General features: G+C 35.5%; 22 protein-coding genes. 21 read left to right on the top strand and 1 reads right to left on the bottom strand.

Features of this window, described 5'->3' with window-relative positions; all coding sequences use genetic code 11:
- The first annotated feature begins 252 nt into the window (after positions 1-252).
- The 8 genes from sleB to fni all read left to right on the top strand — a co-directional run bounded on the left by sleB (position 253) and on the right by fni (position 7,041).
- The gene (gene sleB / locus HR057_RS11190) at positions 253-1,029 is read left to right on the top strand and encodes a spore cortex-lytic enzyme (RefSeq protein WP_230474435.1); all 777 of its coding nucleotides are present in this window, start codon (positions 253-255) and stop codon (positions 1,027-1,029) included.
- 17 nt (positions 1,030-1,046) lie between these two features.
- Entirely contained in the window at positions 1,047-2,396 is a 1,350-nt protein-coding gene (ypeB, locus tag HR057_RS11185) for a germination protein YpeB (protein ID WP_173731520.1), read from the top strand.
- A gap of 108 nt (positions 2,397-2,504) precedes the next feature.
- The gene (locus HR057_RS11180; protein WP_173731519.1) at positions 2,505-3,167 is read left to right on the top strand and encodes a flagellar brake protein; all 663 of its coding nucleotides are present in this window, start codon (positions 2,505-2,507) and stop codon (positions 3,165-3,167) included.
- Between the two features lie 57 nt (positions 3,168-3,224).
- A complete protein-coding gene (locus HR057_RS11175) occupies positions 3,225-3,401 on the top strand; it encodes a YpfB family protein (RefSeq protein WP_173731518.1) in 177 nt (58 codons plus the stop codon).
- Between the two features lie 59 nt (positions 3,402-3,460).
- Positions 3,461-4,129, top strand: coding sequence for a (d)CMP kinase (gene cmk / locus HR057_RS11170; protein WP_173731517.1), 669 nt, complete (start codon positions 3,461-3,463; stop codon positions 4,127-4,129).
- Between the two features lie 4 nt (positions 4,130-4,133).
- A complete protein-coding gene (locus HR057_RS11165; RefSeq protein ID WP_173731516.1) occupies positions 4,134-4,718 on the top strand; it encodes a lysophospholipid acyltransferase family protein in 585 nt (194 codons plus the stop codon).
- A gap of 124 nt (positions 4,719-4,842) precedes the next feature.
- On the top strand, positions 4,843-5,976 hold the full coding sequence (gene rpsA / locus HR057_RS11160; RefSeq protein ID WP_173731515.1) for a 30S ribosomal protein S1: 1,134 nt from the start codon (positions 4,843-4,845) through the stop codon (positions 5,974-5,976).
- An 18-nt stretch (positions 5,977-5,994) separates the two neighbouring features.
- Entirely contained in the window at positions 5,995-7,041 is a 1,047-nt protein-coding gene (gene fni, locus HR057_RS11155; protein WP_173731514.1) for a type 2 isopentenyl-diphosphate Delta-isomerase, read from the top strand.
- 210 nt (positions 7,042-7,251) lie between these two features.
- Here the strand turns inward: fni and HR057_RS11150 are convergent, their stop codons facing one another.
- A complete protein-coding gene (locus HR057_RS11150) occupies positions 7,252-7,383 on the bottom strand; it encodes a YpzI family protein (RefSeq protein ID WP_173731513.1) in 132 nt (43 codons plus the stop codon).
- A 133-nt stretch (positions 7,384-7,516) separates the two neighbouring features.
- On the opposite strand from HR057_RS11150, the gene HR057_RS11145 reads away from it, so the two are divergent.
- The 13 genes from HR057_RS11145 (at position 7,517) to HR057_RS11085 (ending at position 17,487) form a co-directional block, all read left to right on the top strand.
- Positions 7,517-8,119 (top strand): YphA family membrane protein, encoded by a 603-nt coding sequence (locus tag HR057_RS11145; protein ID WP_173731512.1) that lies wholly within the window; start codon positions 7,517-7,519, stop codon positions 8,117-8,119.
- Positions 8,116-9,012 (top strand): YIEGIA family protein, encoded by an 897-nt coding sequence (locus HR057_RS11140; protein ID WP_173731511.1) that lies wholly within the window; start codon positions 8,116-8,118, stop codon positions 9,010-9,012. Before HR057_RS11145 ends, HR057_RS11140 begins: the two co-directional genes overlap by 4 nt.
- Positions 9,009-9,194 (top strand): capping complex subunit for YIEGIA, encoded by a 186-nt coding sequence (locus HR057_RS11135; RefSeq protein WP_173731510.1) that lies wholly within the window; start codon positions 9,009-9,011, stop codon positions 9,192-9,194. The genes HR057_RS11140 and HR057_RS11135 overlap by 4 nt, the downstream gene beginning before the upstream one ends.
- Positions 9,195-9,340: 146 nt before the next feature.
- Complete coding sequence (gene der, locus HR057_RS11130; RefSeq protein ID WP_173731509.1) at positions 9,341-10,651, top strand: ribosome biogenesis GTPase Der; 1,311 nt, start codon at positions 9,341-9,343, stop codon at positions 10,649-10,651.
- Positions 10,652-10,690: 39 nt separating this feature from the next.
- Positions 10,691-11,731 (top strand): NAD(P)H-dependent glycerol-3-phosphate dehydrogenase, encoded by a 1,041-nt coding sequence (locus HR057_RS11125; RefSeq protein WP_173731508.1) that lies wholly within the window; start codon positions 10,691-10,693, stop codon positions 11,729-11,731.
- A gap of 63 nt (positions 11,732-11,794) precedes the next feature.
- Positions 11,795-12,070, top strand: a complete 276-nt coding sequence (locus HR057_RS11120; RefSeq protein ID WP_329955875.1) for a stage VI sporulation protein F — start codon at positions 11,795-11,797, stop codon at positions 12,068-12,070.
- 226 nt (positions 12,071-12,296) lie between these two features.
- Positions 12,297-12,497 (top strand): DUF2768 domain-containing protein, encoded by a 201-nt coding sequence (locus tag HR057_RS11115; protein WP_173731506.1) that lies wholly within the window; start codon positions 12,297-12,299, stop codon positions 12,495-12,497.
- A 17-nt stretch (positions 12,498-12,514) separates the two neighbouring features.
- Complete coding sequence (locus tag HR057_RS11110; protein WP_173731529.1) at positions 12,515-13,237, top strand: hypothetical protein; 723 nt, start codon at positions 12,515-12,517, stop codon at positions 13,235-13,237.
- A 183-nt stretch (positions 13,238-13,420) separates the two neighbouring features.
- The gene (spoIVA, locus tag HR057_RS11105; protein ID WP_173731505.1) at positions 13,421-14,899 is read left to right on the top strand and encodes a stage IV sporulation protein A; all 1,479 of its coding nucleotides are present in this window, start codon (positions 13,421-13,423) and stop codon (positions 14,897-14,899) included.
- A 396-nt stretch (positions 14,900-15,295) separates the two neighbouring features.
- Positions 15,296-15,568, top strand: coding sequence for an HU family DNA-binding protein (locus tag HR057_RS11100; RefSeq protein ID WP_173731504.1), 273 nt, complete (start codon positions 15,296-15,298; stop codon positions 15,566-15,568).
- A 162-nt stretch (positions 15,569-15,730) separates the two neighbouring features.
- On the top strand, positions 15,731-16,294 hold the full coding sequence (gene folE / locus HR057_RS11095) for a GTP cyclohydrolase I FolE (protein ID WP_173731503.1): 564 nt from the start codon (positions 15,731-15,733) through the stop codon (positions 16,292-16,294).
- Between the two features lie 87 nt (positions 16,295-16,381).
- On the top strand, positions 16,382-16,612 hold the full coding sequence (mtrB, locus tag HR057_RS11090; protein ID WP_173731502.1) for a trp RNA-binding attenuation protein MtrB: 231 nt from the start codon (positions 16,382-16,384) through the stop codon (positions 16,610-16,612).
- A 59-nt stretch (positions 16,613-16,671) separates the two neighbouring features.
- Entirely contained in the window at positions 16,672-17,487 is an 816-nt protein-coding gene (locus HR057_RS11085; RefSeq protein ID WP_173731501.1) for a heptaprenyl diphosphate synthase component 1, read from the top strand.
- The last annotated feature ends 1 nt before the right edge of the window (position 17,488 follow it).

Here is a 17,488-nt window from a genome sequence, read left to right as displayed (position 1 = left end):
AATTATTGTTTTATTAAATTCTGAACACCCTTTTTCTATGTTTTCATATACATAAATGGCGACTTTCGTTTAAAAATTCATTCATACCCTATTAACAAAAACACTCCATTTTTTTTATGGACTTCCAAACCCCCTATATGGAATGCATAAAATAACATTTTCTACAGAAAATACGTATAGTAAACATTCCGTTAAGGAGGTTTGTAAAAAATGCGCGCAAAACGATTCCTTCCTTTTTTACTTATATTCATTATGGTTATCGGAATGGCTTCTTCTTCTGTAGAAAAAAATAAAGCATTTGCTTTTTCTCCACAGGTCATTCAAATCGGTGCTGTTGGCGATGATGTCATTGAACTGCAATCTCGCCTTCAATATTTAGGATTTTATAATGGTAAAATTGATGGTGTATTTGGATGGGGTACGTATTGGGCTTTAAGAAATTTCCAATATGAATTTGGCTTACCTGTTGATGGACTAGCAGGACCTGCAACAAAGCAAAAATTAGTGAAAGCCAGTCAGTATGATGAACAATTTGTAAAAAGTAATATTGCAAAAGGCAATAAGTTTACACATTACGGTGGTGTAAAAAAAGAACAGCAAGTTAAAGAAAAGCAAACTGCCCAAAAACAAGCCAGTCCTTCAAAACCTACAGCGGTTAATGTGCCAAACGGTTTTTCACAAAACGATATTCAGTTAATGGCTAATGCTGTTTATGGAGAAGCAAGAGGAGAACCATATGTTGGACAAGTTGCAGTAGCAGCAGTTATTTTAAATCGTATTGATAGTCCTGCATTCCCAAATACAGTTTCAGGAGTTATTTTTGAACCTGGTGCTTTTACTGCTGTGAGTGATGGTCAAATTTGGCTCACACCAAATGAAACTGCGAAAAAAGCAGTGCTTGATGCTATAAATGGATGGGATCCAACTGGAAATGCGCTTTATTACTTTAATCCGGAAACAGCTACATCAAAATGGATATGGTCAAGACCGCAAATTAAAAAAATTGGCAAACATATTTTCTGTTTGTAAAAGCGAGGTGATTATTTTTGCTCCGTACTTTACTCATTGTTTTTCTAGTTGTACTTGCAATTGGTACTGGCGTTTGGGGCTATCAGGAACATCAAGAGAAAAACGCTATTTTAATACATGCGGAAAATAACTATCAGCGTGCTTTCCATGATTTAACCTATCAAATTGATCTTCTCCAAGATAAAATTGGAACAACGCTAGCTATGACATCCAAATCCCAGCTTTCACCAGCATTGGCAGATGTTTGGCGGATTACTTCCGAAGCCCGTATGGATGTTGGTCAATTGCCGTTAGCTTTAATGCCATTTAACAAAACTGAAGAATTTTTATCTAATATTGGCGATTTTTCATATAAGACTGCCGTCCGTGATTTGGAAAAAGACCCATTAACAGAAAGCGAGTATAAGACATTACAGCAATTATATGAACATGCAACGGAAATTCAACAAGAATTGAGAAAAGTACAGCATCAAGTCCTATCTAATAATCTTCGTTGGATGGATGTAGAAATTGCATTAGCTTCCGGAAAGGAAAAGGTTGATAATACGATTATCGATGGATTTAAAACAGTAGAAAAAAATGTAGAAGAGTATTCAGAAAGCAATTTCGGACCTGAATTTACTCAAATGAATGCAAAAAAGGATAAAAGTTTTCAATATTTAAAAGGAAAAGAAATTACGGAAGAAGAAGCGATTCAAATTGCCCGAAGGTTTATAAAAATCGATGAACGAGCAAACATTCAAGTTTCCGAAAACGGCGATGGAGCTGAATATAGTTTTTATAGTGTTGTCATAGATTCACCGAAGCAAAAATCTGAAATTTATATGGATATTACGAAAAAAGGTGGATATCCAATATGGGTATTAAATGATCGTGATATAAAAACGCAAAAGATTAGCTTAAATGAAGCAGCAGAAAAAGCTAAAAAATATTTAGAAGCTAACCATTTTAAAGATTTGCAGTTATTTGAAAGTGCACAGTATGATTCCATTGGCGTATTTACATTTGTTGCAATGCAAGATGATATAAGGGTATATCCAGATTCAATCCGAATGAAAGTTGCTTTGGATAATGGGGAAATTATCGGATTTTCTGCAAATGATTATTTGCTTGCCCACCATAAACGAACAATTCCTAAAACAAAGCTAACGATAGAAGAGGCTTTGAAGAAAGTGAATCCTGCGGTTAAAGTGATGGAACATCGCCTCGCTATTATTAATGACGATCTAGGAGAAGAAGCGCTTTGCTATGAAATTATGGGAACAATTAATAATGACACATATCGCATTTATATTAACGCGATTGATGGTTCTGAAGAAAAAGTAGAAAAACTAAAAAATGCCGAACCAATCTATGAACAAGTTTAAACAGGAAAGGTAGGAAAAGTCTATTAATAATTCAAGGCTTTTCCTTTCTTTTGTTTCGTGAGATAATTATTGAATGAGGACGCCAATCCAAGACGGGGGAGAATTGAATTGCTTTCAATCGGGGATACGCTTTTTATTAAATTAAAAAATTCCGAAGATCAAGATCGGTATAAAAGTAAAATCGTAGACATAAAAAATCAACTCATATTCATTGATTATCCTATTAGTGAGAAAACGGGTAAACATGCCTTTTTTTTAGATGGAACAGCATTTGAAGCATCTTTTCTTTCGAAAAAGGATAATATTATTTATTCTTTTGAATCAGTAATAGTCGGACGAAAAAAAGAAAATATTCCAATGATGATCATCAATTATCCTGGAAAAGAAAAGCTATTTCGCATACAAAGAAGGGAATTCGTTCGCATCGAAACTTCGGTTGATGTTGCGGTTCATCCTTTGAATAATAATGAATTTAAACCATTTGTGACAGTTACTTCAGATATAAGCGGAGGTGGAGCAGCCTTTATCCTTCCACCTAAACATCAATTTAAGGTAAATATGGAGATACTCTGTTATTTTGTACTACCTTTATCCAATGGTGAATACTTTTATATAAATACAAAAAGCAAGATCATCCGCCTAATTTATGGAGAAATGGGGAACAGAGATAAAGCTTCTATTCAATATATTGATTTGCCTGAATCGAAAATTCAACAAATTATCAAGTTTTGTTTTGATCGGCAATTAAGTGATCGAAAAAAAGGTTATTAAATGCATAGTTCATTCATTATGTGAAATACTAACCAAAAAAATGGTTGGTGTTGTTTAATGAAGAAGGTCGAAAAATACATAATAAAATTTTTAATCCTGCATTTCATATTTTTAATTATTGGTCAATGTTTAATTTCTAATAAACAATTAGCGCCTTTTGTAAGCAAAATGATATATTATGAAGGCGTTATGAGAGATGAACATACAGAAATAATTGAAACAATGAATAGATAGTATGCAGGAATTTACCTGCTTTTTTTGTTGAAATAATTTGAACATTTGAGGTGAATGTAATGCGGAAAATAAATGTTGCTATAGACGGACCGGCTGCAGCTGGTAAGAGTACCGTTGCGCGCAAGATTGCTGAGAAATGCTCTTTTACATATATTGATACTGGTGCCATGTATCGTGCACTTACATATAAAGCTTTGCAAAAAAAAATAAATTTGGAAGATGAACAAAAGCTAACCAGTTTATTGATGGACACAAACATTCATTTAGAGCCTGCAAATCTAGGAGGAAAGGTTTTTGTTGATGGCGTTGATGTCACAAAAGACATTCGGAATAATGAAGTAACGAATGCGGTACCAACGGTTGCCAAACATCCTGGTGTCCGTCAATTAATGGTTCAAATGCAGCAAGAGCTTGCTAAAGAAGGCGGTGTCGTTATGGATGGCCGTGACATTGGTACGCATGTGTTGCCAAATGCTGAAGTAAAAATATTTATGATTGCATCAGTGGAAGAAAGGGCAAATAGAAGATTTCAAGAAAATATTCAAAAAGGAATTCAGTCAGATTTAGAGAAATTAAAAGAAGAGATTTCCCTACGTGATAAATTGGATTCGGAACGGGAAACCGCGCCGCTCTTAAAAGCGGACGATGCTATTGAAATTGATACAACTTCTTTAACGATTGATGAAGTTGTTGCAAAAATTATCGAAATCATTAAAGAAAGGAGTTGATGCTATGTGGCTGTACAAGTTCGGGAAAGCAATCTGTACGGCCTACTATAAATTCCTTTACAAAGTAGAGGTTATGGGTGCCAATCATTTCCCGAAGGAAGGCAGTGTACTGCTCGTAAGTAATCATATTTCCAATAATGATCCCCCTTTGCTTGGAATAACATGTCCCCGGGAAATCAGCTTTATGGCAAAGGAAGAACTTTTTAAAGTACCCGTTTTGAAATCAATCCTCTATAGGATCCGAGCTTTTCCAGTTAAAAGAGGGATGAGCGACCGCACCGCTTTAAAAACAGGACTTGCGTTGTTAAAGGAAGGTCAAGTCTTGGGACTATTTCCTGAAGGAACAAGAAGTAGGACAGGTGAATTAGGCACAGGCCTAGCCGGTGCTGGTTTTTTCGCCTTAAGGTCGAATGCGCAAGTTGTTCCTTGTGCAATTATTGGAAGCTATAAGCCTTTTAGCAAAATTAAAGTTATTTATGGAGAACCAATTGATTTTGAGTCAATGAGATTGGGAAAAATATCAGCACAAGAAGCGACAGATATTATGATGGAGAAAATCCGAGAATTAATTGAAAAGAATAGTAAATAAAATGCAATCTACTTGACAAAATTTATGGTTTGTAAGAAGTTATAAAAAAGATTGTTTTTACTTTTTCGAAAAAGCAAAAAATATAGGAAGCAGACTGTCGTTTGTGGATTGAGGAGGATTAATGATGACTGAAGAAATGAAACAAAATTTAGAAGTAAAATCATTTGAAGTTGGTGATGTTGTTACAGGCAAAGTTACCAAGGTCGAAGACAAACATGTATTAGTTGACATTGGTTTTAAAGTAGAAGGAATTGTACCTATTAGTGAACTATCCAGTTTACATATTGATAAAGCTGGTGATGTCGTTCAAGTAGATGATGAACTGACATTAAAAGTAATCAAAGTTGAAGAAGATGAAATTGTTCTTTCCAAACGGGCTGTTGATGCTGAAAAAGCATGGGAAGAGTTAGAGAAAAAATTTGAAATCGGCGAAGTATTTGAAGCTGAAGTAAAGGATGTTGTTAAAGGCGGTTTAGTTGTCGATATCGGTGTACGCGGTTTCATTCCTGCATCATTAGTCGAGCGCCATTTTGTTGAAGATTTTTCTGACTATAAAGGTCGAACATTACCTTTAAAAGTAGTGGAGCTTGACCGTGAAAAAAATCGTGTTATTTTATCACACCGTGCCGTGCTTGATGATGAAATTGCTAAGAAAAAACAGCAAACATTGAATTCGTTGGAAGTAGGTCAAGTATTAGAAGGAACAGTTCAGCGCATTGCTGATTTTGGGGTTTTTGTTGATATTGGCGGAATAGATGGATTAGTACATATTTCTCAATTATCTCATCAGCATGTAGAGAAGCCTTCTGATGTCGTTGAAGAAGGACAAAAAGTAAAAGTGAAAGTCATTGGATTAGACAAAGAAAATGAAAGAATTTCGTTGTCTATTAAAGAAACATTGCCTGGTCCATGGGATTTGATTGACTTTAAGCCAGGTGATATTGTGGAAGGAACGGTGAAACGGTTAGTTAATTTCGGTGCATTTGTAGAAGTTGCACCTAAAGTGGAAGGTCTTGTTCACATTTCTCAAATTTCAAATCGCCATATTGCTACCCCTCATGAAGTATTAAAAGAAGGGGAAAAAGTTAAAGCGAAAATTTTGGACATTAATAAAGAAAATCAACGAATCTCACTCAGCATTAAAGAATTGCTAGATGAAGATCCAAAAGAAAATTTAAAAGCTTACCAACAAACAGAAGAGCCATTCAGATTTTCTTTAGGAGATGTCATCGGGGATAAGCTAAAAAAATTAAAATAATAAAGAAGCGTGAAAAATGTGAGCAGAACTGGCCGTAAATTAGACCATATTCACCATGCATTAACTTTAAATTCAAAACGCAGCACTGGCTTGGATGACATTCAATTTGTTCACAATAGTATTCCTGATCTTTCAGTTCGTGATATATCATTAAACACGAAAATAGGCGAACTTACATTAAGTTCGCCTATTTTTATCAATGCTATGACTGGTGGTGGGGGTTCGAAGACGGTTGAAATTAATCGGTGTCTTGCTAGAGTTGCAAAGGAATGCCAACTTGCAATGGCGCTTGGATCGCAAATGGCGGCAATAAAGGACAAAAATGAAATTCAATCGTATCGTGTTGTCCGGGAAGAAAATCCAAACGGAATCATACTAGCCAATCTTGGAAGTGAAGCTACGCTTGATGAAGCGAAACAGGCCATTGAAATGGTTGATGCGAATGCACTGCAAATACACTTAAATGTTATCCAAGAATTGACAATGCCCGAAGGTGATCGTCATTTTACTGGTACACTAAATAGAATTGAAATGATTGTGAAAAATTTACAAGTGCCCGTTATCATAAAAGAAGTCGGTTTCGGAATGAGTTGCGAAACTGCTCGCCAACTGAAAAATATCGGTATTTCCATATTTGATGTCGGTGGCTTTGGTGGGACTAATTTTGCGGAAATTGAAAATCTTCGTAGAGGCAAACCGCTTACATTCTTTAATGAATGGGGGATCCCAACGGCTGCTTCAATCGTAGAAGTATGTTCCGTCAACCCTGAGGCCGTCATTGCATCCGGAGGCCTAAAAGAATCGATTGATATTGCGAAATCAATCGCACTTGGTGCATCAGCTTGTGGACTTGCAGGTCAATTGTTAAAAGTGCTAATGATAAAAGGTGTAGAAGGAGTAATTCAAGAAGTCAAAACAATAGAAAGCGAACTAAAGATTATAATGGCTGCATTAGGAACAAAAACAATTGAAGAATTGAAACAAGTCCCTCTTGTAATCAGCGGTTCAACCTATCATTGGCTTGAGCAAAGAGGTATAGAAACAAAAAAATATAGTCAAAGGTGAATGAGCCAATTATAAAAAGGATCATCTCATAAAAGAGATGATCCTTATTTTTTGGAGAATGATATGACTTTCCTCCATAGTTCAATAATGGGTCCAATCAAAAATCAATTTTGTACCTTGTAAGACTACGATTCATGCTTATTTTTATGGTAACTCCTTGAATCATTATCTTCATCAGGGTTTTGTTTGAAAGATTCGGATCATAATGGTTTATTTATTTCTAGCTCTAGATTCCTCTGGACTCTCTAAACGAGTTGCACCTTTATTTTCAAGGCCTTGATCACGATCAGATTCCACTTTCGTTGATTGCTTCAGTTTCTTTTCTTGACGATCGCGTCCCATTTTTAGTTCCCCCCTTTCTGTAATTTTATTTTTTAATATTTTCTTTTATTGAAGTTTTATACTCTTCTTTTTAAGAAATAGGAAAGAATGAAATTGTATCCAATAAGTCATAATGGTTAGTGGTGGTGATATGATGGAAGGTATTTACTTTTATTGGTTTTTATGGATTGGTTGGGTTTATTCTACTTTCATAATGGCAAAATCCAACCTCCGAACAGCTATTAGTTTTGTAATTTTGCTCTTAATTATTACAGGAAATTATACTTTACAACTTGCTGATTATTCAGTTCGAGTAAATTTTTTATTGCTCTTTTTTATATCTCTAATATTAATGTCAAAATCAAAAGGTTTTGTGTTGTTGTATCACTTCCTTTGTTCATTTATTATCTCAATTGGCTTTGTCGTTTTTCATTTATTTGAATTATTTGATCCAGTATGGCTAATTATTGATCAAAAATGGATGTTAGGCATTATTCTATTATATTTGGTATTAATGCTAGTGAAAGGTCTATATTATCGTATATCAATTGGAATAATCTCTATTTGTAATGGAGAAATATTATATTCGTTCATAATGAACAAATTTTCATTTCCTGTTGAAGTAGGAGATTTTTCTTTTTTAGATCAATGGGCCATCTTTATGGTGTTAATTGTTTTATGGTCGCTGGTTGAAAAAACTGCTTTGTACTTTGAAGGAAACTTTCAAAAAGGAAATGCAGGGAGGGTTCATAAATGAATGAATATACATATCCTATTTTATTTGGTGTGGTCATCGGTACATTAACTAGACTTTATATGCTTCGAACCGATTATCGCCAATATCCTACTTATTTGCATGGGAAAATAATACATATTGCATTAGGATTCATTGCAGCAGCGCTTGGAACAGTGGCAATTCCCTCCATTATGGAAAGGGAGTTTACTGCGATTACATTTTTGACGTTAGCTGCTTCACAATTTCGAGAAGTACGCAATATGGAACGCAATACATTAACAGAACTTGACCAATATGAATTAGTACCAAGAGGAAAAACATATATAGAAGGCATTGCCATTGCTTTTGAAGGACGCAATTACCTTGTAATATTCACCTCTTTTACAACCACGCTTGCCTATTTAACAATTGATTGGTGGGCTGGTCTTATTACAGGGATCATTTGTTTATTAATTTCAAAAAAATTCATGTCGGGGGCAAAACTGAAGGACATCGTTGACATTGAATATCATGAATTGCACTTTGAAGGCCCTGGCCTTTACATTGATAACATTTATATCATGAACATAGGACTTCCTGCCCGTCGAGAGGAAATTTTAAAATATGGAATGGGTTTTATATTAAAACCGAAAAATTTTAACGTTCGGTCTACTATCGCAAATCTTGGCCAACGCCAAGCGATATTGCACGACATTTCAGTTGCGCTCGGAGTTTTCCGTGATTCGGGCACTCCGGCTTTAGTTCCGCTAGCAAAAAGAGATTTGGATGATGGACGAGTCGGCATCTTTGTTTTGCCTCAAGAGAAAGATATAGAAAAAGCGATTGAAGTCATCGGCCAAGTTCCCGTATTAGAAAATGCAATTAGAATGCCAACGGAATCAAAAGCGAATAAGAAAGGACGGAGGCTAATATGACAATTGAAAAATATATTTTGGCGATTGTCACAACAAATCCCAAAAAAGCTCTTGGTTCAACAGCAATTTTTGTATGTGACAATAAAGAAGAAATGGAACATAAAGCAGCTAATCTTGAAGCAATACTCGATGGAATTGCCCATGAGCTCAGTGATGATCTTTATATAATTGTTAAACATTAAAGGAATGAAAAAGTTGTCGTAAATACTTATATTTGGTACTATTATTGAGTTAATATAGTTCGCTTGCCTCCCCTTCTTTTTAGAAGGGTTTTTATACTTCAACGGAAAAAATGAAGAATTAAATAAATAAAGAAGGGAAGATATGTATGGCAAAACCGGTAGTTGCTATCATCGGTCGACCGAATGTCGGAAAGTCGACAATTTTTAACCGAATTGTTGGGGATCGAATTTCGATTGTTGAAGATATTCCCGGTGTTACAAGAGACCGTATTTATAGTTCAGCTGAATGGCTAAATCAATCGTTTAATATCATTGATACTGGTGGGATTGAGGTCGGTGACGAGCCGCTTTTGCAACAGATGCGCCAGCAAGCCGAAATTGCGATTGAAGAAGCGGATGTAATCATTTTCATGGTTAATGGCAGGGAAGGCATTACGGCTGCGGATGAAGAAGTTGCCAAGCTTTTGTACCGTTCTCAAAAACCGGTCATCCTTGCGGTTAATAAAATTGATAACCCAGAAATGAAGGAACAAATTTATGAGTTTTATTCTTTAGGGTTTGGTGAACCTTTTCCGATCTCAGGTTCCCATGGTTTAGGATTAGGCGACTTGTTGGACGAGGTTGTCAAACATTTTCCTAAAAAATCAGATGAAGAGTATGATGAATCAGTTATTCAATTTTGTTTAATCGGACGGCCGAATGTCGGAAAATCTTCTTTAGTTAATGCCATTTTAGGGGAAGAACGAGTCATCGTCAGTGATATTGAAGGAACAACTAGAGATGCAATTGATACGAGATTTACCCGTGATGGTCAAGACTATGTAATCATAGATACAGCTGGCATGAGAAAAAGAGGAAAAGTATATGAAAATCTTGAAAAATATAGTGTGCTTCGTGCGTTAAAAGCAATTGAACGTTCGGATGTTGTCCTAGTTGTTTTAGATGGAGAGAGAGGCATTATCGAACAGGATAAAAAAATTGCGGGATATGCTCATGAAGCAGGACGTGCGGTTGTCATTGTTGTTAATAAATGGGATGCGGTTGAAAAAGATGAGAAAACGATGAAAGAATTTGAACAAAAAATTCGTGACCAATTCCAGTTTTTAGATTACGCACCGATTGTATTTTTATCAGCGAAAACGAAAAAGCGGATCCATACGTTGCTTCCAATGATTAATCTTGCTTCTGAAAGCCATCATATGCGCGTACAAACAAATGTATTAAATGATGTCATCATGGATGCTGTGGCGATGAATCCAACTCCAACCGACCGTGGAACTCGATTAAAAATTTATTATGCAACACAAGTTTCTATTAAACCGCCAACGTTTGTTATTTTCGTCAATGATCCTGAATTAATGCATTTTTCCTATGCTCGCTTTTTGGAAAATAAGATTCGTGAAGCTTTTGAGTTTACAGGTACCCCAATAAAAATCATTGCAAGGGCACGAAATTGAGCATAGTTTTTTTAGACTAAATTTAAGGAGTTGATTATTATGGGGCGATGTACAGTTCTCGGTGCAGGGAGCTGGGGTACAGCATTGGCGATCGTTCTAGCAGATAATGGGCATGAGGTAAGGTTATGGGGACATCGAGCTGACCAAATTGAAGAAATCAATGAAAAACATACAAATGACAAATATTTACCAGGTATTCAGTTGCCTGATGCAATTTGCGGTTATTATCAATTGGATAAAGCGATTGAAGGTATGGATATTATCATTTTAGCTGTACCAACAGGGGCGATCAGAGAAGTCCTTCAAAAAATGGTTCCTTTCCTTACGAAAAGAGTACTTATTTGTCATGTAAGTAAAGGGATTGAGCCAAATACGTTAAAGCGTATTTCAGAAATGATTATTGAAGAAATACCTGAACAATTCCTTGAGGATGTTGTTGTTCTCTCCGGACCTTCTCATGCTGAAGAGGTTAGCAAAAGGCTGCCAACAACGGTTACCGCTTCTTCTACAAATATTTTGGCAGCCGAAAAGATTCAAGAACTATTCAATAATCAAAATTATTTTCGGGTATATACAAATCCGGATGTAATTGGTGTTGAACTTGGTGGAGCATTAAAAAATATAATAGCCCTTGGTGCCGGAATATCAGATGGGCTCGGTTATGGTGATAATGCAAAAGCTGCTTTAATTACAAGAGGATTAGCGGAAATTGCAAGGCTTGGAACGAAAATGGGAGCAAATCCGTTAACTTTTGCAGGTTTAACAGGGATCGGCGATCTAGTTGTCACATGTACAAGCGTCCATAGCCGCAATTGGCGTGCTGGTAATTTATTAGGGAAAGGTCATAAACTGGATGAAGTTTTAAAGAATATGGGGATGGTAGTTGAAGGTGTTAGAACTACTAAAGCAGCCTATCAGCTTGCCAAAAGAGAAAATATAGAAATGCCGATTACGAATGCTATTTACAACATACTTTTTAATAATTTTCCTCCTAAACATGCTGTCGAAGGATTAATGGGACGCAATAAAAGACAGGAATTAGAAGATCTATACTTAATTTCCAAACAGTCCAATGGATAAACACCTAATGCATCCTCATTGCATAAAGTATAATGAGTGTTTTTGACAAGGAGGATGCATGTAGTGGATGAATTTATTGATAAAGATTTTTTTGATCTACTAGAGGATAAAATTAAGATTAAATCAGAAGACCTATTTGGGTTAGCTGATGAAGTTAAAGATGCTGATTTCAGCGATGAAAATACAATACATTATCTTATTCGCCAACTGTCGTCACTTGCGAATGTGCCTGTATCAAATGAGTTAGAAAATGCAATTATTGATTCAGTCATTCAACAAGTGAAACAATTGCTGGATGACTCAGTTGAAAAGGAAATAATGGAAAATGATGAAGGATAGGCGCTTGATGGATGCGCTAATCAATCGTTTGCATAATATAAAGTGTATCACAATTAGTTGAGCTAGTGCTTAAAGGAATTATTTAGTCAACTTTGCTAAAGCATTTGCCCCTGTGCTTTAGCATTTTTTTTGATTATATTAGAGATTCGTTTCCTTTCTTTTACTTTCTAGGCGCAAATGGACAATATATGATATAATATGTCCGATTTGAAAAGGAGAGATAGAAATGACCCCAGGTATGTTGAAAATGTATATTGCCTTTGTAGGAATCGCAGCAATGTTTTTATCTGTTTTATTTATTTATCTTAGCCGTTATAAATTAAAAGGATTATTGAAAACATTGACAGCAATTTTTGCCTATATTTTTATGATTTTAGCTGGCTTGATCATCTTTTTTGTTGTTTTCAGCGGACCGGTGCCTGAATAAGGAGGTTGTTGACGTTGGTGAAAAGATTATTTTTAATAATAACAGTCGCAGCAATTGTTTTGTCATTGACCGGCTGCTTATATCCTGAAGAAAGGCGGGCTGAAAACCGCATTCCTTATAAGGATCAGATCAATATGGTGCAAAATGCAATTGACCAATACATACAAAATGAGGGAGGCTTACTTCCTATCAAAACGAAAGAAAGCAGCACGCCGATTTTTCAAAAATATCCTGTTGATTTTAATAAATTAATACCTCGCTATCTTCCTGAGCCACCTGGAAGTGCTTATGAAAGCGGTGGTATTTTTCAATATGTATTGACTTATGTAGAAACCGACCCGACTGTTAAATTAATAGATTTAACATTGGTGGAAACAATCCGAGATATAAATATGCGCATCCATTTTTATAGAGAACGGCACGGTTACCCTCCATATAAGGAACCAGTCGATCAAGAAAGTGGCTATTTTACACTTGATTATCAAAAACTAGGATACGAACAAGTTCCTTTTGTGAAAAGCCCGTATTCTGGTAAAAACTTATCATTGTTCATCGATACAAATGGAGAGATATTTGTAGATTATAGACCTGATTTATATGAAGCCCTTAACACGTTTAAACATGATTATAAACACGGAGATGATATCCGCTATTTGCTTGTCGACAATTATGATTTTGTTCCGGTTTTTTCTGTACCGTATACAGTTAAAAATAATGATCCAATTTTTTTAACAGAGTAACATATTTTTTGTCATGAACCCTGCTCTTATATAATAACTTTTTATAGAGCAGGGTTTTTTCTATGATCAAGTTCTTTCAAGGGAAGTAATAAAAATTTGGTCATAAATAATTGGGACAACATCATACATTAATATTGACAATCTTAGTATGGTACCCAGAACGAAAGAGCGGGAGGGGTTTGAATGGAAAAAGTAGATATTTTTAAAGATATTGCAGAACGAACTGGCGGTGATATCTACTTAGGTGTCGTAGGTGCAGTTCGAACCGGAAAATCTACCTTTATAAAAAAGTTTATGGAATTAGTAGTGTTACCAAACATAAAAAATGAAGCGGATAAAGTACGTGCCCAAGATGAACTGCCACAAAGTGCAGCTGGACGTACGATCATGACTACAGAACCAAAATTTGTTCCGAATCAAGCGGTCGCTGTAACAGTAGATGAAGGATTGGAAGTAAATATCCGATTAGTTGATTGTGTAGGTTATACAGTTCCGGGTGCAAAAGGTTATGAGGATGAAAACGGACCAAGAATGATTAATACACCTTGGTATGAGGAGCCAATTCCATTCCACGAAGCGGCAGAGATTGGTACTAGAAAAGTCATTCAAGAGCACTCAACCCTTGGTGTAGTCATTACTACAGATGGATCTATAGGAGAAATACCTCGCTCAGATTATGTGGAAGCAGAAGAACGGGTTATTGCAGAACTAAAAGAAGTTGGCAAACCATTTATAATGATTGTAAACACCGTTCACCCACATCATCCAGAAACGGAACAATTAAGGCAAGAATTAAATGAAAAATACGATATTCCTGTTCTTGCTATGAGTGTAGAAAGCATGAAGGAACAGGATGTCATCAATGTTCTTCGCGAAGCATTGTATGAATTCCCTGTATTAGAAGTAAATGTAAATTTGCCTAGCTGGGTGATGGTTTTAAAAGAAGATCACTGGCTTCGTCAAAGTTATCAAGATGCTGTAAAAGATACTGTTAAAGATATTAAACGCCTGAGAGATGTTGATCGTGTTGTCAGCCAATTCAGGGAATATGATTTTATCGAACATGCTAGTTTGGCAGGAATTGAAATGGGGCAAGGGATTGCTGAAATTGACTTATATGCTCCAGATGACCTTTATGACCAAATTTTAAAAGAAGTTGTTGGTGTTGAGATCAGAGGAAAAGACCATCTGCTTCAATTGATGCAAGAATTTGCTCATGCGAAGGCTGAATATGACCAAGTTGCAGATGCATTAAAGATGGTTAAACAAACAGGATATGGTATTGCTGCTCCATCACTTCAAGATATGAGTCTTGATGAACCTGAAATCATCCGCCAAGGTTCAAGATTCGGTGTTCGTCTAAAAGCGGTGGCACCATCGATTCATATGGTGAAAGTCGATGTTGAATCCGAATTTGCTCCAATTATCGGAACAGAAAAGCAAAGTGAAGAATTAGTTAGATATTTAATGCAAGATTTCGAAGATGATCCTCTTTCCATTTGGAATTCCGATATTTTTGGCCGTTCATTAAGTTCAATTGTAAGGGAAGGAATTCAGGCTAAATTATCATTAATGCCGGAAAATGCCCGATATAAATTGAAGGAAACACTTGAAAGAATCATAAATGAAGGTTCTGGCGGATTAATAGCAATTATTTTATAAAATATAAGTTGAACAAAAAAGCCAATAGCAGTGGAAGCTATGGCTTTTTTTATTGTCTCTATTTATTCCACTACTTGCTAACTGATAGTTATTTATGATATTATTTTTTCACTATAAATAACCGACCAATTATGGAAAATATAACATAAATTGCTGAAAACATCATGAAATATATTGAATTATCTTCAAATGTCGGTTAATATTAGCATGTCAATAAATAGCTGATTTATAAGTATAGAATTTGGAAATACTGTTAAAAAAGGTAATAGCAGCTATTTATGACTATCAAAGACTATTTTATAGTTGTAATAGTTTTGTACAAATCGAAATTTGTAACTCAGGTAATCTATTTTAACAATTGGCATTACCTAATGATTTTGGGAGGAGGTGAATGGCATGAACAAAACAGATTTAATTAATGCTGTTGCTGAAGGAACTGAATTATCTAAAAAAGATGCAACTAAAGCTGTTGATGCTGTTTTCGAAGCTATTACAAACGCTTTGCAAAAAGGTGATAAAGTACAATTAATCGGTTTTGGGAACTTTGAAGTTCGTGAGCGTGCAGCTCGTAAAGGACGCAATCCGCAAACTGGCGATGAAATTGAAATTCCAGCTAGCAGAGTTCCAGCTTTCAAACCAGGAAAAGCCCTTAAGGATGCTGTGAAATAATATATACATAAATATAAATGGGCTATAAATGGGCCGCACATTCGTGCGGCCCTTCTTTTTGGCATAAGAGAAAAAGTATAACGTCCTTAAATGATTGGATACAATAACTTTAATCACTATTTTTTTCAAAAATTGCTGGAATCGTTTTAGGGGGAAATAAGCGTGAATATCAACTATGAACAAATTGAACAAGCAGTTCGTCTCATTCTTGAAGCAGTTGGTGAAGACCCAAATCGTGAAGGTTTACGTGATACACCAAAGCGGGTTGCTAAAATGTATGGGGAAATTTTTTCTGGAATGGGTAAAGACCCAAAAGAATATTTTGACACCATTTTCAGCGAGGACCATGAGGAGTTAGTGCTTGTAAAAGATATTCCTTTTTATTCTATGTGTGAGCATCATTTAGTTCCGTTTTTTGGAAAAGCACATATTGCCTATATTCCTAGAGGTGGTAAAGTAGTCGGTTTAAGCAAATTGGCAAGATCGATCGAAGCAGTTGCATCCCGCCCACAATTACAAGAAAGAATAACGAAAACAATTGCTAATGCAATCGTTGAAAAACTAGAACCGTATGGTGTAATGGTCGTAATTGAAGCGGAACATATGTGCATGACAATGCGTGGTGTTAAAAAACCTGGATCTAAAACAGTAACATCAGCGGTAAGGGGAATTTTTGAAAAAGATGCAGCAGCTAGGGCAGAAGTCCTTTCATTAATAAAAGAATAGAGAGATTGTCTAATTTTGCATTGACAATTTAACGCTTCGAATGAGATATTATTATGAGATATGGAATGGATTTTAGGGGGATTTGCAATGAATGGTCAATCTTCTACAAACAGCGATTTTATTGTTATTAAAGCATTAAGTGATGGGGTTACGGTAATTGGTCTTACAAGAGGAACCGATACAAAATTTCATCATTCCGAGAAATTGGATAAAGGAGAAATAATGATTGCTCAATTTACAGAGCATACTTCAGCAATAAAAATCCGCGGCAAAGCATTTATTCAAACTGCCCATGGAGAAATTGAAACGGAAGTATAACGAGAAAAGAATGGTGATAAACCTAATCTTTTCATAAAGAATGGACAAGGGTGATGAGCGTGAACGACATCTATGAGGAAATTGAACATATAAAAAGGGACATAGAAGTGCGGGTCAAACATCCTTATTTAATGGAATTTATAGATGTCCCCATCATAGACGAACAAAAATTGTTTCTCTTATACAGTATATTAAAAGAAACAGAGCTTCCTGCAGAGAAAATCAAGTCGATAATGGTTGCAACGATGCTCGTCCAAATCGCATTGGATACTCATGAACTTGTTGGCCTTAGGCGGATAGACGATCATCATCCTTTTATGAAAAAACGCCAGCTGACAGTACTGGCCGGAGATTATTATAGCGGACTATATTATTATTTATTATCTCAAGTTGAAGACTTACAAATGATCAGAGTATTGTCAACAGCGATCAAAGAAATTAATGAACATAAAATTTCTATTTATCAAAACGATCTAAATGATCTTGATGATTTTATTGATCGTGTTGCGATGGTTGATTCGCTTCTCATTCAAAAAATCGCAACTTATTTTGGCAATATTGATTTAAAAAATTTAGCAAAAGAATATTTATTGGCAAATAGGCTAAACAATGAAAAAATAAATTTTTCTGTGAGCGGTCTATCGGTTGTTATAGATAAAATTCGATTGCTGCAAGAAAAAAACGAACGGCTATATGCCGGAGTGGATCGGAATCAAGCGCTAGCTTTAATCGAAAAACAAATGATGAAATCTGTTCATTATTTAGAAACATTCCTCAAACATCATAAAAGAACATACTGTTTTCTTAGTGAAAAGATTAGGGATTTTATCAATCGATTAGATTTAGTAATTGAAAAAGCCGTGAAAGAAGGGTGAA

Origin of the sequence: Calidifontibacillus erzurumensis (assembly GCF_013303125.1) — a bacterium.
GTDB lineage: Bacteria > Bacillota > Bacilli > Bacillales > Bacillaceae_J > Calidifontibacillus > Calidifontibacillus erzurumensis.
The sequence above is the reverse complement of the archived record's forward strand: the minus strand, read 5'-3'. Positions and strand labels throughout refer to the sequence as shown.